Source organism: Streptosporangium heterodermiicola (assembly GCF_051390675.1).
Taxonomy (GTDB): Bacteria; Actinomycetota; Actinomycetes; order Streptosporangiales; family Streptosporangiaceae; genus Streptosporangium.
In genome coordinates, this window is record NZ_JBPJSR010000006.1 from 366,078 (window position 1) to 389,232 (window position 23,155).

The window sequence follows — 23,155 nt, forward strand, 5'->3', positions numbered from 1 at the left end:
GAGCAGATAGCCTCATTTACCACCCCACAACGACAGGTAAAGACAGAGCGGCACGGAAGGTAAGCGCGGATGCCCACGCCCCGAAAACTGACGCTTCTGGCGGCGATACTCGGCCCGGTGTTCCTGATCGCGCTGACGCTGCTCGCGAGCACCGGCGTCGTCTCGGTCACGGCGGCCATCGTGCTCGGCGCGATCGCGACGGTGCTGGCCGTCCAGGTCCTGGCGGTCGCGACCGTGCGCAGGGTCGACGGCAAGGCCCAGCGGATCGACGCCCGGGTCAAGCGCTACGAGGCCGAGCTGGCCACGGTCAAGACGGCCACCCAGCGGCTGGACCGGCGGCTGGACGAGATCGTCGAGCTGCTCAAGGAGCACGAGAACAAGCGGGACGAGGACCTGCAGGCGATCCTGGTCTCCCTGGGAGAGGACCGGCTGGCCTCCGTACCCCGGCGCCAGGAGATCGAGGAGATCGTCCACGACCTGCTGCCGCGCCTGGCCGCGGTGGAGGCCGGGACCGGACGGGCCACGGAGGAGAGGACGGAGGGGGAAGCGTGACCGGGACCGACCTCACCACCTCCGCCACCCCGCCCGGCCGCCCACGCGACGACCGGGCCGATCAGAGCGACCGAGGCGACCAGAGCGCCCGCACCGACCGAACCGACCGGAGCAACCGAGCCGAGCGGGCCGAGCGGGCCGATCAAAGCGACCGGAGCGATCGAGACAACCGGGCCGACCGGGCCGACCGGACTGACCGGATCGACCGGGCCGCTGTCCCGCGTGCCAGGGTCAGGCACAACGACTACGGGTCGCTGCTCCCGCCCGACCTGGGCGGATGGGAGCCCAGGCTCAGGGTGAGCGTGGTGATCCCGGCGCACGACTGCCAGGAGGCCCTGGACCGCACGCTCGCCGGGCTGGCCGCGCAGACCTACCCCGCGCACCTCATGGAGGTGGTCGTCGCCGACGACGGCAGCGACCCGCCGCTGCGCGTCCCCGAGATCACCCCGGCCAACACCCGGCTCGTCCGGGTGCCGGAAGGCCACTGGGGACGGGGCTGGGCCCGCCAGACCGGCGCCGTGGCGGCGGCGGGCGACGTCCTGCACTGGGTCGACTCCGACATGATCCTCGACAGGGAGCACGTCGAGGCGCACATGCGCTGGCACCATCTCGCCCCCTACGCCGTCGTGATGGGCGATGTCCGCTTCACCCCTGACGGGGCCGATCCTTCCGCCAGGGAGGTCTTCTCCGCGGTGGAGGCGGGGGACGCGGAGAAGCTGTTCGACGAGTCCGCGCCGCACGAGTGGCGGGCCGGGGTGCTGGAGGAGACCCGGTGGCTGCGGGACGCGGGCGCCGGGGCCTACCGGCTCCACTCGGGTGCCACCACCTCGGTCCCCGTGGCGCTGCTGCGCTCGGTCGGCGGGGTGAACACCACGCTGAACATGGGCGAGGACACCGATCTCGGCTTCCGCCTCGCGCAGGCGGGCGCGGTCTTCGTCCCCGACCCGCGGGCCCGCGCCTGGCACCTCGGGCCGTCCACGGTCATGATCCGGGAGAAGGAGGTGCACCGGCACAACTGGTCGGTGCTGCCCGACCTCATCCCCGACCTGCGCTGGCTGCGCACCCACCCGCGCAGGGCCTGGCTGGTGCCGTACGTGCACGTCGTCGTCGACGCCCGCGGCGCCTCCTACGAGGACGTACGGGCGAGCGTGGACTCCGCGCTCGCGGGCACCCTCGTCGACGTCGCCGTCACCGTGGTCGGGCCCTGGGCGGACCTTCCCGCCGGGCGCCGCCCCTCCCTCGACGAGCCGCTGCTCGACCTGCGCCTGGTACGCAACCTGTACGTCCACGAACCGCGCGTGTCCTTCACCGAGGAGGCGCCCGCGGGCTCCGCGCCCGCGCCGTTCAGGCTCACCGTCCCCGCCGGATGGGCACTCGGCGCCGACAGCCTGGCCGAGCTGGTCAAACTCGCCGAACGTGAGGAGTACGGGCTGCTGAGCGCGGCCCTAGACGAGGGGGCCTCCGGGGTCAGGGCGGCCAGGTTCGAGCGCACCGCCGCCTTCGCCAGGGCGGCGCTGGTGAGCGAGGGAGCCGACGACGGCGGCGACGGGCTCGACGACGCCGTCCACGAGATGTTCGGCTCGCTCTGGGTGGGCGCCGCCGAGGTCGGCGTGACGACCGCCGACGAGGCGGAGCCCGTCGCCGGGGACACCGCGAAGTGGCGGGCCGACTCCGCGCGCTGGAAGCGCGAGGCGGAGAGCCTGAGGGGCGAGGTCGAGAGCCTCCGCGCCGAGACGGAACGGCTGCGGGCCGAGGCCGGGCGCCTGGCGGGCGAGCGGCGGCGCGGCCCGCTGGGAAGGATCACCTCTGTGGCCAGGCGTCGGGGGAAGACCGGCTGATGTCCTTTCTGACCGGACTGGTCCGCGCCGCCCTGGAGCGGAGCGGCAAGAAACGCGTCCTCGTCTACCGCGTGGGCTTCGAGACGCCCGGCGAGCTGGAGCCGTACGGGGCGATGGACCTCGACGGCGACCTCGACGGCGTCCCGCGCGCCGAGGAGGGCGCCGCGGAGATCCTGGTGCTCGCCCGCACGGCGACCGACCTCCGCAGGGCCGCGAGCCTGCAGTCGCTGCTGCCCATGGCCCCCCGGGTCGTGGTCGCCGTACGGGAGACGCCGCACTGGTACACCGCGCCGGTGCTCTCCCCCACCCCCGCCCACCGCTGGCGCGCCCTCGTGGAGCTCCGCGTCCACCAGCCGGAACAGCACGCCTGGGTGGTCGAGGCGAGCTTCTCCAAGCCGGTACCGGCGGGGCGGACGCTCGCCGCGACCGCGAGGGCGTTCGGCGGGCACCGGATGGACGCCGTCGCCGGGCCCGTCGGCGGTCTGGCGGGGCCGGGAGCGGCCCACTGGCGCCCCGGCGACCCGAACGCCGCCCCGGCGCCCCTGACGGGCCCCGTCCCCGACAGGTTCGGCGCCCGGGGTGCCGACCTGGTCGTGCGCGCGGTCGGCGAGGGGCCGCCGCCCTGGACCGGCGTGGAGACCTCGCTGGACCGCCCGGTCGCCGGGCTGATGACCTGGGAGAGGCTCGGCCGTCCCGGTGGCGGCAGGATCCTGGAGGACGGCCTGGGCGACCTCTCGGAGCCCTGGACCATCCCCCCGGTCGACGACCGTTCGGTCAACCCCGTGAACTTCGTCACCGTGCCGTCCCTCGGCACGGCCGACCTGACCTCCGAGTCCGGCCGGTGGGCGATCACCTGCGAGGGCAGGACGCTCACCTCCTTCGACGCCTCCGGCCGCGTCACGGACGTGGACGTCAACCGGATCAGGCAGGTCAGAGGGGTACGGGTGGACTGGCAGCGCAGCCACACCGGACCGGCGGCCGCGCTGCGGGTCGTCACGGGGCTGGCGGCGGCCGGGGTGCCCCTGGTCTGCGAGGCCGTGCCGCGCTGGGCGGGCGCCCTCGGCCCCGAACTGGCCAGGCTGATCACCTCGGTCGGCGTGCCCGCGCTCAAGGACGACCTGGAGCGCGAGGAGCACAGCATCCGGCTGCGCCGCGAGGCGCTGCGCGTCCACGGGGTCCGCGCCCGCTGGGAGCAGTTGGGCGCCCCCGTGGCGCCCGTGCCGACGGTCTCGGTGCTGCTCGTCACCCGCCGTCCGGAGATGGTGGGCTTCGCGCTGGAGCAGCTGTCCAGGCAGCGCGGCGCCGAGTTCGAGGTGGTCCTCACGCTGCACGGCGTCCCCGCGACGCATCCCGGTGTGACCGGGCCCCTGGCCTCCTTCGAGCGGCCGGTCACCGTGGTCGAGGCCGACGGCGGGACCGTTTTCGGTACCGTGCTGAACCAGGCCGCGGCCAGGGCGTCGGGGTCGTTCCTGCTGAAGATGGACGACGACGACTGGTACGGGCCCGACTTCGTCTCCGACCTGGTGCTGGCCCACTCCTACTCGGGCGCCCAGGTCGTGGGCATGGTCCCCGAGTTCGTCTACCTCGCCTCGATCGGGGTGACCGTCCACCGCGAGCAGATCACCGAGCAGATCACCAACTTCATCGCCGGGGGGACCATCTTCTCCGAACGTTCCGCCTTCGAGGCCGTGGGCGGCTTCCGGCCGATGCCCGGCACGATCGACGCCCAGTTCCAGCACGCCGTACAGGCCGCGGGCGGGCAGATCTACCGCACCCAGGGACTCGGCTACATCCTGCGGCGCGGCAACGTCGCCAACCACACCTGGCGCGAGCCGATCGGCACGTTCCTGCGGCGCAACAAGCGCCAGTGGCGCGGTTTCCGGCCCAGCGCGCTCATGGAACTCCCCCAGGAGGCACCGTGAGCACGCCGCGGATCCCCCCGGACGCGACACCGGCCGGAGGGGAGGCCGTGAGCACGCCGCGGATCCCGGGCAACGACTACGGGGTGCTGGCCGCGCCCGTCCTCGGCACGTGGGAGCCGCGCCTGACGGTGAGCGTGGTGATCCCCGCCAGGGGAGGCCAGGACAGGCTCGACCTCACGCTGGCCGCGCTCGCCGCCCAGACCTACCCCTCCCACCTCCTTGAGGTGATCGTCGTGGACGACGGCAGCTCGCCGCCGCTCCGGCTCCCCGAGATCGCCCCGGAACACACCCGGATCGTCGGCAACGCCTCCGGCCGACGGGGCATCGCCTGGGCCCTGGAGACCGGCACGGCCGTCGCGGACGGCGAGGTGATCCACCGGATGGACGCCGACATCGTCTCCTACCGGGAGCACGTCGAGGCGCACATGCGCTGGCACCACCTGGCCGTCTACCTGGTGGTGATGGGAACGCTGCGCTTCACCGCGATGGCCGGTATCCCGCCCACCCCCGCCGAGGTCCAGATCGCCGTCGCCAAGGACAGGGCGGGCCTGCTCTTCGAGGAGGACCCCGAGCACGGGCACGACTGGATCGGCGAGCTCGTCGCCGCCCACCGGGGCTTCCGCGACGCGCCCAGCTCCCTGCTGCACCGCGTCCACGTGGGCGCGACGGTCTCGCTGCCCGCCGCCCTGCTGAGGGAGACGGGAGGGATGGACACCTCCCTGGCCCTCGGCGAGGACACCGAGCTGGGCTACCGGCTCACCCAGGCGGGCGCGGTGTTCGTCCCCGACGCCGAGGCGCTGAGCTGGCACCTGGGCACGACGACGGCCATGCGCAGGCCCGCCGACGTCAGGCGGCACAACGACCCGTTCATCGCCGACCGGATCCCGTACCGGCGCCACCTGCGCACCGACGCGGGCCGGCAGTGGCTGGTCCCCTACGTCGACGTCGTGGTGGACGCCGGGGACGCCTCCTTCGAGGACGTCAGGGCGAGCGTCGACGGGGCGCTGGCCAGCACCCTGCCCGACGTGCGCGTCACCCTGACCGGGCCGTGGGCGTCGCTGAGCGGCGAGCGCCCGGCACCGCTGGACGACCCGCTGCTCGACCTGCGGCTGCTGCGCGGCCAGTACGCCCACGACGGCCGCGTCTCCTTCGCCGAGCGGGTCCCGGCCACCTCGGCGCCCGCGCCGTTCCGCCTGGTCTGCCCGGCCGGGTGGGTACCGGGGGCGGAGTCGCTGGCCAAGCTGATCGAGCAGGCGGAGAAGGACGACGAGGGCCTGCTGCTCGTGGCGCTGGACGAGGACGAGTCGGGAGTCCTGGCCGCCCGCCTGGAGCGGACCTCGGCCGTGGCGAGGGCGACGCGCGTGATCCGCGAGGGCGAGCGTCTCGACGACGTGATCGCCGACCTGCACGGGGCGACCTGGCTGGACGCGGAGTCGTGGAAGCTGCGGCCCGCGGCCCGCGCCTACCCCTACTGGGCCGTGAACCGCAACCGGGAGGCCGCGCGCTGGAAGGCCGCGGCCGAGTCGCGCGCGAAGGAGGCCGAACGGGCCCAGCGGCAGGTCGCGGCCCTCAAGGCCGAGCTGAAGGAGCTGCGGGCCAAGGCCGCCAAGGGCAGCCGCGACACCGTCAGGTGGAAGGAGAAGGCCGAACAGCGCCGCCTTGAGGCCGTCGCCCTGCGCCAGGCACAGCAGCGCTCCCTGCTCGGCCGGGCCGCCCGCCGCCTCCGCAGACTCACCGAGGGCCCCTGACGCCCTGCCGCCACGCCCTGCCGCCACGCCCTGCCGCCACGCCCTGCCGCCACGCCCTGCCGCCGAGGACGCCCCGGACACCGGGCGTCCTCGGCGGCCAGGTTACCTCGGCGGCCAGATCACCCCGGCGGCCAGGTCACTCCTGCCTGGGCAGGGCGCGGTAGCGGGCGCCGACGGCGCTCTGCAGGGTCCGTACGACCGTGCCGTGGGCCTTGCGGCTCACCAGCCAGTCGAGGAACTGGCCAAGGAGCTTGGGAGTCGTCGAGTAGAGGCCGCAGTCGTCGCAGACGCGGTGGAACACGATCGGGACCAGCCCGCCACCGCCCTTCTCGGCGTCGAGGACCTGCTGTTTCATGTGCCGCAGCAGGGTGTCGTCGCGGACGGAGCCCGCGGTGCGGATGTCGTAGCGGTTCCTCGGGCGGAGGGACTCGCCGGGCGGGCAGCCGGGGCAGCCCCACTCCTTGAGCCCGCCGACCCCGCGGGCCGCGTCGTAGCCGCACCGCCGCGCCACCGCCATGGCGTCGGGGTCGACCGCGCCGAACGGGTAGGCGAGGGTGGTGGGCCGGTATCCCCACGCCACCAGCGTCCTGCGGTCGTCGCAGATCTGGCCCTCCTGCTCGCTCTGGGTCAGGTCGGTGAGGCGGACGTGGGTCAGCGTGTGACCGCCGATCTCGTGGCCCTTCCTCGCGATCCCGGCGAGCCCGCGCCGGGTCAGCTTCTGCTCGTCGCCGACGGTCTCGGTGTTGACGTAGAACGTTCCACGCATGCCGCGTTTCTCCAGCATGCGGGCGGTGGCGGGGTGGGAGGAGTCGCCGTCGTCGAAGGTGAGCGCGACGACCGTCCTGACCTTCTTCGCGGGTCGCCCGGTCGTCGCGTGGGCGGCCGGGCCCAGCGCCGCCACGACGGCCAGCGCCGTGGCGAACGCCGCCGCCCGGCGAAAGACCTTCACGGCGAGTTCTCTTTCGCGGAACGGCAAACAAGGCATGAAAGAACCTTATAAGCCGCCAGAGGTCACTAAATGATCCGTTATCAAATGCCCAGGAACCCGATGCCGAGTCGGCATGACACGACGGCCGCGATCGTCACGACGGCCGGGATCGGCCCCTGATGGCGTCGGCGATGGCCTTGACAGCGTCCGTGACAGCGCCGGTGGCAGTACAGGTGACAGTACCGGTGAAGTGGGGCATCCGCGCCGAACCGAGGCCTCCGACCCAACGCGGCCGAACCGACGCCGCCGAACTAACACGGCCTAGCAGGCCGGCACCGAATCGGTACCGGCCCCGTGCGGGCGAGAACCGAACCGGCGCCGACCGGGCGGAGCGGCACAGAGCCGACGCGTGCCGACGCGGACCGACGCGGACCGACGCCTGCCGTGCAGGCCGGTCGCGGCGGACCGGCCTGGCAGGGCAGGGGCAGGGGCAGGGCACCCGGCTAGGGGGCGTCCTCGCCCTCGACGCGCATGACGCTCACCACGTCGCGGACGATGTCCAGCTCGCGCAGGCCCTCGATCGTGGCGGAGAGCGCGGCGTCGCTGGCCCGGTGGGTGACCAGCACCAGCTGGGCGTCCGCGCCGTGCCCCTCCTGCCTCACGGTCTGGATGGAGACGTCCTGCTTGGCGAACATGTCGGCGACCCTGGCGAGCACGCCGGGCTTGTCGGCGACGTCCAGGGAGACGTGGTAGCGCGTGACGGTCTCGCCCATCGGGTGCACGACCAGGTCGGCGTACGTGGACTCCTCCGAGCCACGGGTCCCGGCCAGCACGTTGCGCGCCACGGCCACGATGTCGCCCAGCACGGCGCTCGCGGTCGGGGCGCCGCCCGCGCCCGCGCCGTAGAACATGAGCTGCCCGGCGGAGCGCGCCTCGACGAACACCGCGTTGTATGCCTCGCGGACCCCGGCCAGCGGGTGCGTCCTGGGGATCATGGCCGGATGCACCCGTACGCCGAAGGACCTGCCGTCGTCGGAACGGGCGCAGATCGCGAGCAGCTTGATGACGTATCCCATGGCCTTGGCGCTGGCCACGTCCGTCGCGGTGATCTCGGTGATGCCCTCGCGGTGCACGTCGGCGGCCGTCACCCGGCTGTGGAAGGCGATCCCGGCGAGGATCGCGGCCTTGGCAGCCGCGTCGAAGCCCTCCACGTCGGCGGTGGGGTCGGCCTCGGCGTAGCCCAGCGCCTGCGCCTCCCCGAGCGCGTCGGAGAACGAGGCCCCGCTGGAGTCCATCTGGTCGAGGATGTAGTTGGTGGTGCCGTTGACGATGCCGAGCACGCGGTGCACGTGGTCCCCGGCGAGCGACTCGCGCAGCGGCCGGATCAGCGGGATGGCGCCCGCGACGGCCGCCTCGAAGTAGAGGTCGGCGTCACCGGCCCTCGCCGCGGCGTGGACGGTCGCGCCGTCCTCGGCGAGCAGCGCCTTGTTGGCCGTGACGACCGACTTGCCGCTGTTCAGCGCGGCCAGGATGAGCGACCTGGCGGGCTCGATGCCGCCGATCACCTCGACGACGATGTCGATGTCGTCGCGGGTGACCAGGGCCTCGGCGTCCGTGGTGAGCAGGGCGGGGTCGATGTCGGCGTCCCGCCTGCGGCCCAGGCGCCGTACGGCGACCCCGGCGAGCTCCAGCGGCGCCCCGACGCGGGCGGCGAGGTCGTCGGCCTGCTCGTGCATGAGCCTGACCACCTGGGAGCCGACGACGCCGCATCCCAGCAGTGCGACTTTCAGTGCCATGCGGTCACGCCCCCCTTTTCGCTCACACCGTGGACGGGCTTCCCCCGCCGCTCCGGGTCGTTTCACAGCTGTCCTCTCAGGAGGTCGTCCTCGGTCTCCCTGCGGACGATCACGCGGGACACCCCGTCCTTGACCGCGACCACGGCGGGCTTGGGGAGGTAGTTGTAGTTGTTGGCGAGCGAGCGGCAGTAGGCGCCGGTGCCCGCGACGGCGATCAGGTCGCCGACGGCGAGGTCGGCGGGGAACCACAGGTCGCGCACGACCATGTCGCCGCTCTCGCAGTGCTTGCCGACCAGGCGGGAGAGCATCGGCCGCGCGGTGCTCTCGCGGGAGGCCAGGCGCGCGGTGTAGTCGGCGCCGTAGAGGGCGGTGCGGATGTTGTCGCTCATGCCGCCGTCGACGCTGACGTAGGTGCGCAGGCCCTCGACGTCCTTGATCGTGCCGACCTCGTAGAGCGTCACCCCGGCGAGCCCGGCGATGGCCCTGCCCGGCTCGACGGTGAGCTTGGGCACCGGCAGGCCGGCGCCCCTGGCGACCTTGCTGACGATCTCGCGCAGGTTGTCGGCGATCTCCTTGACGTCGGGCGCGGTGTCGCCCTCGACGTACGGGATGCCGTAGCCGCCGCCGAGGTCCAGCTCGGGCAGCACGACGCCGTGCTCGTCCTTGATCTTGACCATCAGGGTGGCCAGGCGGGAAGCGGCCACCTCGAACCCGGCGGTGTCGGTGATCTGGGAGCCGATGTGGGAGTGCAGGCCGACGAGCTCCAGCTGGGGCAGGGCGAGGATCCGCCGCGCCGCCTCGGCCGCCGCGCCGCCGCTCAGCGAGAAGCCGAACTTCTGGTCGTCGTGGGCGGTCGCGATGAACTCGTGGGTGTGGGCCTCGACGCCCACGGTGACGCGGATCATCACCTTGGGACGCCTGCCGTGCTTGTCCGCGAGGAAGCCCAGGCGGGCGATCTCCTCGAAGGAGTCGGCCACGATGTGCCCGACCCCGGCCTCGACGGCCTTCTCCAGCTCGGCGAGCGACTTGTTGTTGCCGTGCATGGTGATCCGCTCGGGCGGGAACCCGACGCTGAGCGCGACGGCGAGCTCACCGGCGCTGCAGACGTCGAGGCCGAGGCCCTCCCGCATGATCCAGCGGGCGACCTCGCGGCACAGGAACGCCTTGCCCGCGTAGTGGACCTCTCCCCCGGAGAACGCGCTCGCGTAGTCGCGGCAGCGGGAGCGGAAGTCTTCCTCGTCCACCACGTAGAGCGGGGTGCCGTGTTCCTCGACCAGGTCCCTTACGTCCGCGCCGCCGATCGTGATCGAGCCGTCGGCGCGGCTCGACGTTCGCGGCCAGATGGTGGGGTCGAGCGTGTTCAGATCGGCGGGTGCGTGCGGAGGGCGCTCCTCGGGCAGCACTTCTGCATGCCGGTCACCGGCGGGGTGGGCGAATCGACTCACCCGATCGAGGCTATCGGACCCGGTGATCCCCCTGAGACGATTGCCCACCCATCGAGACGCGATCAACCTCGAACACGCGAAGTTTTTACGTTATGCGCCACTTTGGCGACATATTTTAACGTCGCACCACGACACGATCCTCAGGAGGGATCGGGGAGACCGAGGCGAGAACCCGGAAGCACCTAGGAGACCCGCTCGGCGGGAGCGGCCCAGGTGTTGCAGGACCCCACGGTTCCGCCCTCCTGCCCGCGCCGCATCCACTCGGCGCTGCTCGCCCCCGAGCCGTGCGACTGCCGGTAGCCCGCCTCCACGCCCTCGTCGGCGCCGGAACCGCGTCCGGCGAGGCGGCGCAGGCTCTCCAGCCGGCGCGGCGCCACACCGCGCAGCGTCACCGCTGCCAGGCAGTCGGCCTGCAGTTCGAGCCGCCGCGACCACGCCTCGTCGAAGCTCTCCGAGCCCCTCTGGTCGGCGATCCCGCTGACCTCCTGGACGTGGTGGGCGTATTCGTGCGCGAGCGTGAACATCATCGAGAAGGCCCGCTCACCCTCGATCAGCACGTTGACGACGCGAGGCCCGGGACAGTAGATCCCGGCCCAGTCGTAGTCGTCGATCCCGCACTCGGCCTCCTCGGGGGCGGCGACCAGCCGCACCTCCTCCGGCGGCTCGTAGTCGATGCCCGCCTGCTCCAGGGTGGCCGCCCACATCCGGTCCAGGCATCCGGCGAGGGCCTTCAGCGACGTCCTGGCGTCGGCGTCGAGGTCCTTCGGAAGGGTGCCGCAACGGCCGCCGACCGGCCCGGTCTCCTGGTAGAGGCGATGCGTCGCCGCGGCCGAGCGGGGCGAGCCGGGGGCGGTCCCGAGGAGTTCCCTGAGGTCCCCGCCGAGATAGGCGAGCCCGCCGATGACGACGGCGAAGGCGAGCAGGGTCGGCAGCATCCGCCGGACCATCCCGGGCCGGCGCGGCTCGTACACCTCCCAGTCGCGGGGCCCGGCCATCCACCTCTCCCTGATCCTTTTTAAATCCTTTGGGAGGGTCTATCACAATCTGTCGGGTGCCGTCTCGCCAAGTGCCGCCAGCGCCTCGGCCAGCACGTCCCGCACGGCCCGCGCCAGGCGCACCCGGGCGGCGTGGAGCCCCGACGGCTCCTCGTCCCCCGAGGGAAGCGCGGCGGCCCCCTCGAACGCGTCGTGGTAGGCCAGGGCCAGCCGCTCGGCGTAGGCGGCCCACCCGGGGTCCCGGCTCACCCGCCTGCCGTGCGCCTCGGCCAGCAGCCTGAGCACCGCCCGGTCCCGGCGGTCCTCCAGCAGCTCGGGCCTGAAGTCCCCGCCGACGCCGAGTTCCGCGGCCCAGCGCTGTACGGCGACCGCCCGCGCGTGCGCGTATTTCACCACGAACCCGGGGTTGGCCCACGTCCTGGGCAGGTCCTCCCACGGGGACCCGGCCGTGCCCCCGGCCGCACTCGCGCCCGTGAGCATGGGAACGGCCGTGCCGATCTCCGTGACCAGCTCGCCGGGCACGGCCACCACGATCTCCAGGAAGCCGCCGGGCCGCACCCGGACGGCCGCGATCCCCGGCAGCGCGCGGAGCCGGTCGGCCAGCTCGCCGGGGTCCTCACCCCGGCCCAGCGCGGCCGGGGAGACGTAGAGCGCCTCCCCGGCCCACGTCCCCCTGGGGATCGGTGGCAGGCCGAGGACCTCGCCGAGCGCGCCGGGCGTCATCCCGGCAGCCTAACGACCCCCGGACGGCCGACGCTCAGACCAGGGCGCTCAGACCAGGGCGTGCGGGTCGGCCGGGCCGTAGTCGACGAGCTGGGCCGAGCCGAGCAGCCAGCGGTCGCGGTCGCGGAGGCAGACGTACCCGAAGCGGTCGGCGGAGAAGACCTTGATCCCGTCCGCGCGGCACTGGCGCATCAGCACGTCGGCCCAGTTGTCCGAGACGTCGGCGAAGCCGATGCCCCGCAGGACCGCGCGGCGGGCCAGCAGGGTCGCCCCCGCCACGTCGGGCAGGTAGGAGTACTCCGCCGAGGGCTGGCGCAGCACGGTCGCCGCGACGTCGCGCAGGTGGGCGTAGTAGGCCGCCTTGCCCACGATGTCGGCGTTGGCGAACAGGAAGGCCCGGCTGAGGTCGGTCAGATAGTGCTCGCCGTACTGGTCGCGGGCGTCCATGACCGCGACCAGGTCGCCCTGGCACAGGTCGAGGGCGCGGTTGAGCAGGCCGCCCGTGGTCAGCTCGGTGTCGGAGCGGCGCACCGCGACGTCCACCCCGTCGGGCATCGCCTCGCGGGCCCGCCCGACGGCGTCGGGGGCGTCCGACAGCAGCACCAGCTGGACGACGCCCTTCTGCGGCGCGACCTGGGCCAGCGCGTGGTCGAGGTCGCCCCGGTCGATCATGATCACCGAGATGTTCAGGGTGGCCCTGCCGCTGGGCAGGCCGATCGCGTCCAGCAGGTCGTCGACCTTGTTGGTCATCGTGCCCGAGGCGTACGCCTGGCGGAGCGCCAGGTGGGCGCGGCGCGCGTCGGGCTCGGTGCCGATGGGGGTGCCGCAGGCGGCCAGCTCGGCCATCCGCCAGAGCTCCGTGCCCGGCGGGCAGTCGACCGCGACGGGCCAGCGGTAGGAGGTGAGGACGTCGGGGTACGACAGGTGCCCGGGAAGCAGCTCCTCCAGCGAGAGCACCCGCCCGAACCGGTCCCCGGCCAGCGGCAGCGGGTTGTGCACGCGCGGCTGGACGGCGAAGGGCAGGATCCCCAGCGAGGGCGCCCGGCGTCCCTGCTCGGGCTCCTGGGCCGCGAGCGCGGTGCCCCACGGTCCCACGGACCTGGGCAGCGCGGTCACGACGTGCTCGAACAGCCTGGCCGCGGCGACGAACTCGCCGGGGGTGCCCCCGGTGTGCCAGAAGACGGTGCGGATGCCCCGCTCCGCGCACCAGGCCAGCAGGGCGCGCAGTCCCTGGCCTGGACCGCGCAGCTCCTCCGCCCACGGCCCCTCGGTCACCGACTCGACCAGCAGCAGGTGCGGGACCTCCGCGGCCAGCACGCGGGCGAAGTCCCTCGGCGTGAAGCCGGTGGTCTGGCGCCACTCGTAGCGCAGCAGCGCCTCGCCGTGCGGCGCGGCGATCACGGCCGCGGTCAGGTGCGGGCGGGTGTTCGGGCCGGTCGGCACGCGGTACGGCTTGAGCTTCACCGACCTGCCGCCGACGGTCCTGACGGAGCTGGTGGCCTGGAAGGACGCCCCGGGGGCGGGTGCCTTCTCGCCCGCCTTGCGCGGCACCGGCTGACGCTTGGGCGCGGTCGGGCGCTTGGCCGGCTTGGCCGCGCCGCGCAGGCCGCGTGCGAGCCGCACCGGGTTGCTCTTGCCCGTCTTGATCGCGTCACCTAGCCGCGACCAGCGGGCCACCTGCACCGAGGAGAGCTTCCACCTGGCCACCTCGGCCTGGTAGCGCTGCTCCGCGAGGTCCTTGCGGAGCTTCTCCTCGGCCGCGTTCGCGGCCTCCAGCCGCTCCTCGGTCTCGCTGAGGAGCTCCTTCACCCCGCGCAGTTCCTCGGCCGCACGCTCCGCGTCGGCGATCTTGGCCTGTGCCGCCTCAAGCAGGCGGGCCAGCTCGGAAGCCCTCTCCGCGTGCGCCACCGCCTCCCGCAACGCCTGTCGTGTGCTTTCGAGTTGCTCGCCCGCCACGCCGTCCTCCGTTTCGTGAGCCGGGCGAAAGGATACCCTTTGGTCAATCGCGACACAGAGGAGTCAGCACGGTGCAGTGGCCGACGTTCAATGTGAGGCCGTACGTCTGCGGCGGCATCGGGCACCTCGACGAGGCCGTCCTGGAGACGCTGCGCGGGGCCGGGCCGCGGGTCAGACCCGCCGTCCAGGCCGGGGACGCGGCCCTGTTCAGCTCCTCCCCGCTGCCGCCCTACCAGCGGGACGAGCGCACCTGGGCCTTCGCCTGGGGAGAGCGCACGCCCGGCGGGGCGGCCCCGTGGATCACCGTGGCGGAGACCTACGAGACGCCCGGCCTGATCGACGACGGCGCGCGGATCACGCTGCACGCCGGGGGTCTCGGCCTCGTCGACGTCTACCACCTCTCCCTCGGCGGGGCGGTCTACTTCTCCTCGCTGCTTGAGCCGCTGCTCTCCCTGGCGCGCACGCCGTACGAGATCAACTGGGACGCCTGGGCCTCGATCATCCAGCTGACCTTCCCGCTGCGTGACGACACCCCGTACACGCAGGTGAAACGGCTGTCGGGGGCGAGCGCGCTGGTCTTCGACCGGGCTGCGGGGCGGGTCGGCGTCGAGCGGACGCTGCCCCGGTGGCTGCGGGAGGAGCCCTACGAGGCGGGCAGGACCGCCGGGGAGCTCCTGGAGATCCTGCACGAGGTCTACAAGGAGTTCGACGGGCGCCCGCTGCTGGTGCCGGTCAGCGGCGGCTACGACTCGCGGCTGCTGTGCTCGGTGGCGGTGGCGCGCGGGGCCGACGTGGAGTCGTGGACGACCAGCCCCGACGACGGCACCGACACCGACATCGTCTTCGCCAGGGCGATCACCCGCGAGCTGGGCGTGCGGCACCGGGTGATCCCCCAGGACGCCGCCGCCTACCCCGACGACGCGCTGGCCGCGGCGCGGCGGCTGGAGTTCCTCACCCCGCACCACGCCTGGTACACCCCGTTCGCCCGCGAGGTGCACAGGGCGGGACGGACCCTGGTCGACGGGCTCGCCGGCGGGCCGCTGCTGAAGAACTTCATGGTCAGCGGGGCCGCGCTGGACGCCTCCACGCAGGCCGAGCGCAAGGCCGCGCTGCTCGGCTCGCTCACGCTGGGCTCCCCGTCCGTGCCGTTCCTGTCGGAGGAGGCCGAGGCCTGGATCACCGACAGCGTCGGGCACGCCTTCACCCAGTCGACGACCATGCTCAACGGCCACCGGGCGGAGCTGCCGCTGTCGGTCCTGCACACCAGGACCGCGCGGGGCATCGCCCGCTCCCCGGTCAACCTGGTCGGCCCCGAGGTCTCGTTCGCGGCGCCGTTCATCCACCCCGCCTTCTTCGACGCGGCGCTCTCGGTCGGCGTGCACCGCAAGGACCAGGGGCGCTTCTACCGCGAGATCCTGTACGCGGCCGACCCGCGCGTGGCCGCGCTGCCCTCCACCAACGTGGTCAAGCAGCCGCTCCAGCGGATCCCGCTGCGCTCGGCCGCCGCGCCCGCGAGGGAGTACGGGCACCGGATGCTCACCCGGGTCGCCGACACCGTGCCCTCGCTGCTGTCGGAGCAGCTGCACGTCGTGGTCGCCGAGGGGCCCGACGCGCTGGCGCGGTTCAACGGCTGGAACGACCGCTTCTGGGTGCGCGGCCTGGTGCTGTTCGGCGCCTGGCTCGGCGACTACCGGGACAGCCTCCCCGAGCTCACCCCTCCCTGGGCCTGACCCACCCCTCCCGGGGCCCGGACCGCCCCGCCCCGGGCCTGGAACCCACCCCGCCGCGGGCCTCGGCCCACCCCCTTCCGGGCCCGGCCCACCCCCTGTGACCCACCCGCCGGACCCCTATGACGTGGTCCGGAGGGGCCTCGCGACGCCTCCGCGGACCGAGCCTGGAATCCCTCGGTCGCGGACGGATCCGCGCCCTCTCCCGGCGGCGCGCGTACGGGCCTGATCTGCGGACACACCGCGAGACCGCTCCCCCGGGGCGTGTCGTGTTTCACGCAGGAAAACCGTGAGTGACGGGGCGATTACGCGGTCACGGCGCGATGCGCGTGGCGATTCCGTGTGACGGCGGCGGCGTAGCACATCAAGGGGGCTTCCACCGCGGCGGGTGGCTGGTAGTGTTCGGCCCAGAAAGCGCCACAACGGACGGTCCCGAATCACAAATTCGGCCCGGCCGAGAGCACGGAGCTCGTGGGGATGACGGCTCCCGTCGGCGCGGTCACCAAACATCATCAGCCGGAGCATCCGGTGACTTCGTCCTGCCCTTCATCACCGTGAGCGAGAACACGATGAATCCATCCCCCCTGCCCTCCCCCTCCCAGGACTCCGTGGCCGAGGACTTCGTCTCCGCGGACCCCCAGTGGTACAAGCGCGCCGTCTTCTACGAGGTCCTGGTCCGCGGGTTCAAGGACTCCAACGGCGACGGCACCGGCGACCTGCGCGGCCTCATCGAGAAGCTGGACTACGTCGAGTGGCTCGGCGTCGACTGCCTGTGGCTGCTCCCGCTGTACGAGTCTCCCCTGCGTGACGGCGGATACGACATCTCCGACTACATGAAGATCCTGCCGGACTTCGGCGACCTCGGAGACTTCGTGGAGCTGATCGAGTCGGCGCACAGGCGAGGCCTGCGCATCATCACCGACCTGGTGATGAACCACACCAGCGACAAGCACCCCTGGTTCCAGGCGTCCCGGCACGACCCCGAGGGGCCGTACGGCGACTTCTACGTCTGGTCCGACGACCCGGCCGGGTATCCCGACGCGCCGATCATCTTCGTCGGCGCCGAGGAGTCCAACTGGACCTACGACCCGGTCCGCAAGCAGTACTACTGGCACCGCTTCTTCCACCACCAGCCCGACCTGAACTACGAGAACCCGGCGGTCCAGGAGGCCATGCTGGAGGTCCTGCGGTTCTGGCTGGACCTGGGCATCGACGGCTTCAGGCTCGACGCGGTGCCGTACCTCTTCGAGCGCGAGGGCACCGACTGCTCCGGCCTGCCGGAGACCCACGCGTACCTGAGGAAGGTCCGCGCCGAGGTCGACCGCCTCTACCCGGACCGGGTGCTGCTCGCCGAGGCCAACGGCTGGCCCGAGGACGTGGTCGAGTACTTCGGCGACCCCTCGGTCGGCGGCGACGAGTGCCACATGGCCTTCCACTTCCCGCTCATGCCGCGCATCTTCATGGGGGTCCGGCAGGGCAGCCGCGAGCCGATCTCCGAGATCATGTCGCGGACGCCGAAGCTCCCCGAGAGCGGCCAGTGGGGCATCTTCCTGCGGAACCACGACGAGCTCACGCTTGAGACGGTGACCGAGGAGGAGCGCGACTACATGCACGCCGAGTACGCCAAGGACCCGCGCATGCGGGCCTACCTCGGCATCCGGCGCCGGCTCGCCCCGCTGCTGGAGAACGACCGCGACCAGATCGAGCTGTTCACCGCGCTGCTGCTGTCGCTGCCCGGCTCCCCGGTCATGTACTACGGCGACGAGATCGGCATGGGCGACAACATCTGGCTGGAGGACCGCGACGCGGTCCGCACCCCGATGCAGTGGAGCCCCGACCGCAACGCGGGCTTCTCCAAGGCCGACCCCGGGCGCCTGTACCTGCCCGTCGTCATGGACCCGATCCACGGCTACCAGGCGGTCAACGTGGAGGCGCAGCAGAAGAACCCCGCGTCGCTGCTCCACTTCACCAGGAACATGCTGGCGATCCGCCGCGACCACCAGGTCTTCGGCACCGGCGTCTACAACGAGCTGTGGTCCAGCAACCAGGCGGTGCTCAGCTTCGTCCGCGAGGACGGCGACGACCTGATGCTGTGCGTCAACAACCTGTCGAAGTATCCGCAGCCGGTCGAGCTCGACCTGCGCCGCTTCGCGGGCATGACCCCGGTCGAGGCCAGGGGCGGGGTGCGGTTCCCCCCGGTGGGCACCCTGCCGTACCTGCTCACCCTGCCCGGTCACGGCTTCTACTGGTTCTCGCTCAAGAACTCCGACACCCCCGGCATCGGCGTCTGAACCCCTTCGCGCGACAGCCCGGGACGGTGACCGTCCCGGGCTATCGCGCGGTGACCGGGACCTGGGCGCGGGCCGCGCGACCGGCCGGGATCAGCGTCACCAGCAGGGCGGTCCCGACCGCGACGAGCATCGCGACGGCGAGCGTGAGGGCCGAGGGCGCGCGGCCGATGCCCGCCCCGACGCCGCTGGTGTGCCCCTGCAGGTCGACCAGACCGCCGACCAGCGAGGCCCCGGCCACGGCGCCCGCGACCACGCCCAGCACGATCAGCAGGCCGGTCCCGGTGACCAGCGTGGCGGCCACCTGCCGGGGCGTGAGGCCCATGGCCTTGAGCACCGCGAGGTCGAAGGCGTGGTCGCGCAGGCCCAGGGCGCTCGCCGTCAGGAGGTTGGCCAGGCCGAGCAGGGCGAGCACGACGATCAGCGCCACGATCACCACGCGGATGATCGCGAGCCGTTCGGCCGGGTTGACCACCCGCTGCACCTCCAGGGCCTCGCCCGAGGTGATCAGCAGCCGCGCCCGCACCTCCGCCGGATCGGCGTCCGGCCTGAGCACCAGGCTGTAGAACTGCGGCGGCACCGCGTCCTTGGCCGCGAGGCTGTCGATCCCGAAGGAGAGCACCTCGCCGTCCTGGTCGGGCTCCACCACCCGGCCCACGAGGTGCACGATCAGCGGGGTGCCGCCGACGGTGAGCCGGACCCGGTCGCCGATCTTCACGTCCAGCAGGTCGAGCAGCCCCTGCCCGGCGACGGCCTCACCCCTGGCGGCGTACATCCGCCCCTCGACGACCGAGAAGGGGTACGGCTCGGCGGAGGTCCCGGCGGCGCGGGCCAGCACGCTCCTGGTCTGCTCGGGCTCCAGCGCGGGCACCTCGGTGCCGGGGTAGACGGCGAGCACCCCCGGGTCGGCCCTCGCGATCCGCAGGGCGTCGTCGGCCGGGAGCTTGTCCGGGCGCACGGTGAGCGCCGCCGCCTGGCCGACCCGTTCGGGGTGGCGCAGGAAGTCGTCCAGGGTGGCCCAGCAGCCGAGCCCGATGGTGATCATCATCATCGGGACCGCGACGCCGAAGATGCTCAGGAACGCCGGGACCCGCCGGGTGAAGGCGTCACGGGTGCCGAGGACCAGGGCCGGGGGCAGCCGTACGAGCAGCGCCAGGCGCGCCAGACGCGACAGGTGCCCCCTGGGCGGCGCGGCGGGGGCGGCGGGGATGGGCGGGGTGCGCCCGCCCCGCCAGGCGGGCAGGGCCACCGCCACCAGGACCACGGCGGCGGTGCCGGCGGCGATGGCGAGCAGCGGGACCGGGGAGAGCGGCAGGATCGGCACCCCGTCCAGGACGAACGAGGCGGCGGCCTGCCCGCAGACCAGCCCGATGAGGATGCCGAGCAGCCCGAGCGCGCCGTGCTCGGCCATGAGCACGCCGAAGACCTGGCCCCGGGTGTAGCCGAGGGACTTGAGGGTGGCGATGTCGCGCGTCTGGCTCAGCACCCGGCCGCCCACCGCGTTGGCGATGGCGAGCGCGGCGGCGACCAGCCCGGTGATCCCGAACAGCGCGAGCAGCAGGCCGAGCAGCCGGTTGTCCAGCTCCATCGAGGCGCGGACCTCGCGCCAGGTGGACATCCGCTGGATCTGCCCCTCCAGGAGGGTGACGGCGCCGTGGACGGCGGGCAGCGTGGCCTCGCCGTCGGCGAGGCGCAGCCCGGTGACCGACTCGCTGCGGCCCAGCGCGGGCTCGACCCTGGCCAGTACGGGGGCGAGCGTCCAGGCCAGGCCGGGCGTCCACTCGGGGTAGAAGCCCTGGTCGGCGCTGTCGGCCAGGCCGACCACGACGAGCGGGTGGGTGGCGCCGTTGAGCGCGGTCACCGGGAAGAGGCCGCCCACCTTGAGGGAGAGCGCCCTGGCGAAGGAGCGCTCGACGACCACGCCGTCGGTGTCCCCGGCGCGGAGCGCGCGCCCCTCGCGGATCAGGGGGACGGCGACCTTCGGCGGCGTCGCGGACATCTCCCGCAGCGCCACCGGCGACTTCTTCCCGTCGAGCGTTAGGGTGACCGGGGCCGACCGGTAGGGGCCGGCGACCTGGACCACGCCCGGGAGTCTCGACAGCGCGGCCGGGTCGGGGGCGTCCTTGGTGTGTATCCACACGTGCGCGCCCCTGGACTCGGCGAACAGCCCGCGCCAGGGGTTGGTGCCGTCCTCAAGCAGGGTCGCGGAGGTGATCAGCGCGGTGACGATCCCGGCCACGGCCAGCACCGTCAGCAGCGCCTGCGCCCTGCGGGCCCTGAGGTCGGCCCGGATCCACCTGACGGAGGCGCGTACGGTGCTCACGACGACGCCTCCCGCACGGCACACGGGACCGGGGAACACGGGACCGGGGACCGTACGGCCCGCGAAGCCCGCGCCGCCCGCGGAGCCCGTGCGGTCGCGGGCCCGGAAGGCAGGGAAAGCGGGGAAGGCCGGAGGCGCACCGTCAGCCTCTCAGCTCGACGACGTCGCCCGCGCTGCCCTTGGGGCGGCGGCGGACCAGCCCGGCGCCGCCGTCGTCGACGATCTGGCCGTCGAGGAGGGAGACCACCCGGTCGGCCAGGCTCGCCACCCTGGCGTCGTGGGTGACCAGGATGACGGCCTGCCCCTCGCGGTGGACCTCGCCGAGCAGGCGCAGCACGTCGCGGGTGTTGCGGCTGTCGAGGTTGCCGGTGGGCTCGTCCGCGAGCAGCAGGCTCGGCTCGTTGGCCAGCGCGCGGGCCAGCGCGACCCGCTGCTGCTCGCCCCCGGCGAGCTGGGAGGGGGCGGCGTCGGCGCGGGCGGTGAGGCCGAGCTCGCCGAGGAGGTGTTCGCGGCGGCGCCTGGCCTCGCGCGCGGAGGCCCCGGCCAGCAGCGCGGGCAGCTCGACGTTGTCGGCCACCGTCATGTTGGCGACGAGGTTGAAGAACTGGAAGACGAAGCCGATCCTCCGGCGGCGCAGCAGCGCCCAGGCGCTCTCGCCGAGCGTGTCGGCCCGCTGCCCGTCGAGCCAGATCTCGCCGCTGGTCCTGGCCTCAAGGCCGCCGATCATGTGGACCAGGGTGGACTTCCCGGAGCCGGACGGGCCCATGATCGCCACGAACTCCCCCGGGCTCACCCGCAGGTCGACCCCCCGGACCGCGGGCACCGGCACCCCGCCGTCCTGGTAGATCTTGACGAGGTTGACGGTCTCGACCACGGGGACCTTTTCGCCCACGGGAATCACGGGAGAGGTCAACTCAGGTCCTCCTGGCAGCGTTCGAGCCAGTCGAGGTCGGCCTGGAGGTGCAGCATGGCCCCCTCGACCAGCAGGAGCGCGACGCGGTTCTCCGGGTCGGTCCGCTCGGCGAGCTCGTTGAGGTCACGCATGAGTCCGAGGTAGTGACGGCGCTGGCGGTTGATCATCGCCATCCTGTCGGCGATGCCGGTCATCGGGGCCAGCACGAGCTTCATGAAGAACTCGTCCCGGACCCTGGGCCCCTCGCTGGGCTCGTCCACCCACGTGTCGAGGATCTCGCGGCCGGCGGCCGTCAGGTAGTAGACCTTCTTGTTCGGCCGGTTGGACTGCTCGACGTCCACGGCGCGCACCAGGCCGTCCTTCTCCAGACGGCCGAGCGTGACGTAGATCTGCCCGATGTTCGGAGAAGGGTAGGCGCTGCCGAAGATCTGTTCAAGTGCCTGTTTGAGCTCATAGCCGTGGGCAGGTTCCTTCGCGAGGAGCGCCAGCAGCGTCAGCCGCACGCCCCACCTCCTCGGAGAGCTCGTTACGTGAGCGTTACGGGGTTATCCGTTGACGGTGATGTTATCGCTATGCATAACATGCATGCATCTACCTAACACGTATGTAACCAACTGGAAACCGGGAGGTCATGGTGCGCCGACTCATCCCCGTCGCGCTCACTGTGCTCTCCGCGCTTCCCCTGCTCCTCGTGACGGCGTGTTCGGCGGCCGACGCGCGGGAGACCGAACGGTTCGGCGGGACGGGTCCCATCACCCTCGTGATCGGCCGTCCCGCGACCGCCTACCTGCAGTCGCTGCTCGACCGCTGGAACCAGACCCACCCCGGGGAGCGGGCCACCCTGCTCGAACTCCCCGAGGCGGCCGACGAGCAGCGCGCCCAGATGGTCGCCAACCTCCAGGCCAGGAGCGACCGCTACGACGTGCTCGGGCTGGACGTGATCTGGACGGCGGAGTTCGCCGACGCGGGCTGGATCCTGCCGCTGGAGCGGGCGATGTTCCCGCTCGACCGGTTCCTGCCGCCGGTCGTCGACACGGCCGTCTACCGGGGCAAGCTCTGGGCGGTCCCGTACACCAGCAACGCCGGCCTGCTCTTCTACCGCAAGGACCTGCTGGCCAAGCAGGGCTTCAGGCCGCCGAGGACGTGGGGGGAGCTGCGCGAACAGGCGCGCGCCCTGCACGAGAAGTACGGCATCGGCGGCTACGCGGGGCAGTTCCTGGCCTACGAGGGCCTCACCGTCAACTTCGCCGAGGCCGTGCAGTCGGCGGGCGGGCAGATCCTCAGCCCGGACGGCACCAAGGTGACCATGGACGTGGCCAAGGCGAAGGCGGGCCTGGACTTCCTGGTGGGCGGCTTCCGTGAGGGGTGGATCCCGCCCGAGTCGCTCTCCTTCAAGGAGGACGAGGCGCAGCTCGCCTTCGAGGAGGGCAGGCTCGCCTTCGCCCGCAACTGGCCGCACACCTACGGACCGGCCACCACCTCGGCGGTCGCGGACAAGTTCGGGGTCACCCGGCTTCCCGGGGCGAACGGGCCGGGAACGGGCTCGCTCGGCGGCTACAACCTCGCGGTGAGCGCCTTCTCCAAGCGGCAGAAGTCGGCCACCGAGTTCATCCGCTACTTCACCAGCCTGGAGAACCAGCGCCGGGTGCTCGCCGACGGCTCGTTCCCGCCCGTGTGGGCCGAGCTGTACGACGACCCCGGCCTGATCAAGCGTTTCCCCTACCTGCCGGTCCTGAAGCAGAGCATCCTCTCCGCCCGGCCCAGGCCCGCCAGCGCCAACTACGACCAGGTGAGCCTGGTGATCGCCAGCGCGGTCTCCAACGCCCTCACACCGCCCTTCACGGAACACGACAGCGAGGACGTCGTCTCCTCCATGAAGGGCCAACTCGAAGAGATCATCCGGGCTCAATGACGCCGGGGTGCTTCCCCGGCAGAAGCCGTCATCCCCATTTCGGCTGCTTGTTCGTCCCATATCCCCCTATTTCAAGCCTCAACGTCTCA

The 23,155-nt window shown here is 72.7% G+C and carries 16 protein-coding genes; 7 read left to right on the plus strand and 9 right to left on the minus strand.

Going from position 1 to position 23,155, the window contains the following annotated elements; genetic code table 11:
* Window positions 1-69 precede the first annotated feature (69 nt).
* Genes ACSC1Q_RS16515 through ACSC1Q_RS16530 form a run of 4 tightly spaced genes read left to right on the plus strand, consistent with a single transcriptional unit; the run spans window position 70 to window position 6,060 of the window.
* The gene (locus ACSC1Q_RS16515; RefSeq protein WP_436759576.1) at window positions 70-552 is read left to right on the plus strand and encodes a hypothetical protein; all 483 of its coding nucleotides are present in this window, start codon (window positions 70-72) and stop codon (window positions 550-552) included.
* Window positions 549-2,390: a glycosyltransferase family 2 protein gene (locus tag ACSC1Q_RS16520; RefSeq protein ID WP_436759577.1), complete on the plus strand. Its 1,842-nt coding sequence runs from the start codon at window positions 549-551 to the stop codon at window positions 2,388-2,390. The genes ACSC1Q_RS16515 and ACSC1Q_RS16520 overlap by 4 nt, the downstream gene beginning before the upstream one ends.
* Entirely contained in the window at window positions 2,390-4,312 is a 1,923-nt protein-coding gene (locus tag ACSC1Q_RS16525) for a glycosyltransferase family 2 protein (RefSeq protein WP_436759578.1), read from the plus strand. The genes ACSC1Q_RS16520 and ACSC1Q_RS16525 overlap by 1 nt, the downstream gene beginning before the upstream one ends.
* Entirely contained in the window at window positions 4,309-6,060 is a 1,752-nt protein-coding gene (locus ACSC1Q_RS16530; protein ID WP_436759579.1) for a glycosyltransferase family 2 protein, read from the plus strand. Before ACSC1Q_RS16525 ends, ACSC1Q_RS16530 begins: the two co-directional genes overlap by 4 nt.
* A 136-nt stretch (window positions 6,061-6,196) precedes the next feature.
* Here the strand turns inward: ACSC1Q_RS16530 and ACSC1Q_RS16535 are convergent, their stop codons facing one another.
* From ACSC1Q_RS16535 to ACSC1Q_RS16560, 6 genes are all read right to left on the minus strand, one after another.
* Window positions 6,197-7,009: a polysaccharide deacetylase family protein gene (locus ACSC1Q_RS16535; protein ID WP_436759580.1), complete on the minus strand. Its 813-nt coding sequence runs from the start codon at window positions 7,007-7,009 to the stop codon at window positions 6,197-6,199.
* A gap of 482 nt (window positions 7,010-7,491) precedes the next feature.
* Entirely contained in the window at window positions 7,492-8,784 is a 1,293-nt protein-coding gene (locus ACSC1Q_RS16540; RefSeq protein ID WP_436759581.1) for a homoserine dehydrogenase, read from the minus strand.
* A gap of 62 nt (window positions 8,785-8,846) precedes the next feature.
* A complete protein-coding gene (gene lysA / locus ACSC1Q_RS16545) occupies window positions 8,847-10,229 on the minus strand; it encodes a diaminopimelate decarboxylase (protein ID WP_436759582.1) in 1,383 nt (460 codons plus the stop codon).
* 182 nt (window positions 10,230-10,411) lie between these two features.
* Window positions 10,412-11,224: a neutral zinc metallopeptidase gene (locus ACSC1Q_RS16550; RefSeq protein ID WP_436759583.1), complete on the minus strand. Its 813-nt coding sequence runs from the start codon at window positions 11,222-11,224 to the stop codon at window positions 10,412-10,414.
* A gap of 42 nt (window positions 11,225-11,266) precedes the next feature.
* The gene (locus ACSC1Q_RS16555) at window positions 11,267-11,947 is read right to left on the minus strand and encodes a DALR anticodon-binding domain-containing protein (protein ID WP_436759584.1); all 681 of its coding nucleotides are present in this window, start codon (window positions 11,945-11,947) and stop codon (window positions 11,267-11,269) included.
* Window positions 11,948-11,995: 48 nt separating this feature from the next.
* On the minus strand, window positions 11,996-13,903 hold the full coding sequence (locus tag ACSC1Q_RS16560; RefSeq protein WP_436759585.1) for a hypothetical protein: 1,908 nt from the start codon (window positions 13,901-13,903) through the stop codon (window positions 11,996-11,998).
* Window positions 13,904-13,974: 71 nt separating this feature from the next.
* Here ACSC1Q_RS16560 and ACSC1Q_RS16565 point away from each other — a divergent pair, with 71 nt between their 5' ends.
* Together ACSC1Q_RS16565 and treS are read left to right on the plus strand one after the other, a co-directional pair.
* Window positions 13,975-15,633: an asparagine synthetase B family protein gene (locus tag ACSC1Q_RS16565; RefSeq protein WP_436759586.1), complete on the plus strand. Its 1,659-nt coding sequence runs from the start codon at window positions 13,975-13,977 to the stop codon at window positions 15,631-15,633.
* A 566-nt stretch (window positions 15,634-16,199) separates the two neighbouring features.
* On the plus strand, window positions 16,200-17,921 hold the full coding sequence (treS, locus tag ACSC1Q_RS16570) for a maltose alpha-D-glucosyltransferase (protein ID WP_436759587.1): 1,722 nt from the start codon (window positions 16,200-16,202) through the stop codon (window positions 17,919-17,921).
* A 40-nt stretch (window positions 17,922-17,961) separates the two neighbouring features.
* Here the strand turns inward: treS and ACSC1Q_RS16575 are convergent, their stop codons facing one another.
* The 3 genes from ACSC1Q_RS16575 to ACSC1Q_RS16585 form a co-directional block, all read right to left on the minus strand.
* On the minus strand, window positions 17,962-20,241 hold the full coding sequence (locus ACSC1Q_RS16575) for an FtsX-like permease family protein (protein ID WP_436759588.1): 2,280 nt from the start codon (window positions 20,239-20,241) through the stop codon (window positions 17,962-17,964).
* A 142-nt stretch (window positions 20,242-20,383) separates the two neighbouring features.
* Entirely contained in the window at window positions 20,384-21,133 is a 750-nt protein-coding gene (locus ACSC1Q_RS16580; protein ID WP_436759589.1) for an ABC transporter ATP-binding protein, read from the minus strand.
* A gap of 17 nt (window positions 21,134-21,150) precedes the next feature.
* Complete coding sequence (locus tag ACSC1Q_RS16585) at window positions 21,151-21,657, minus strand: PadR family transcriptional regulator (RefSeq protein ID WP_436759590.1); 507 nt, start codon at window positions 21,655-21,657, stop codon at window positions 21,151-21,153.
* 128 nt (window positions 21,658-21,785) lie between these two features.
* Here ACSC1Q_RS16585 and ACSC1Q_RS16590 point away from each other — a divergent pair, with 128 nt between their 5' ends.
* Window positions 21,786-23,066 carry an ABC transporter substrate-binding protein gene (locus ACSC1Q_RS16590; protein ID WP_436759591.1) on the plus strand — a complete coding sequence of 427 codons (1,281 nt, stop codon included), beginning with the start codon at window positions 21,786-21,788 and terminating at the stop codon, window positions 23,064-23,066.
* Window positions 23,067-23,155: the final 89 nt, after the last annotated feature.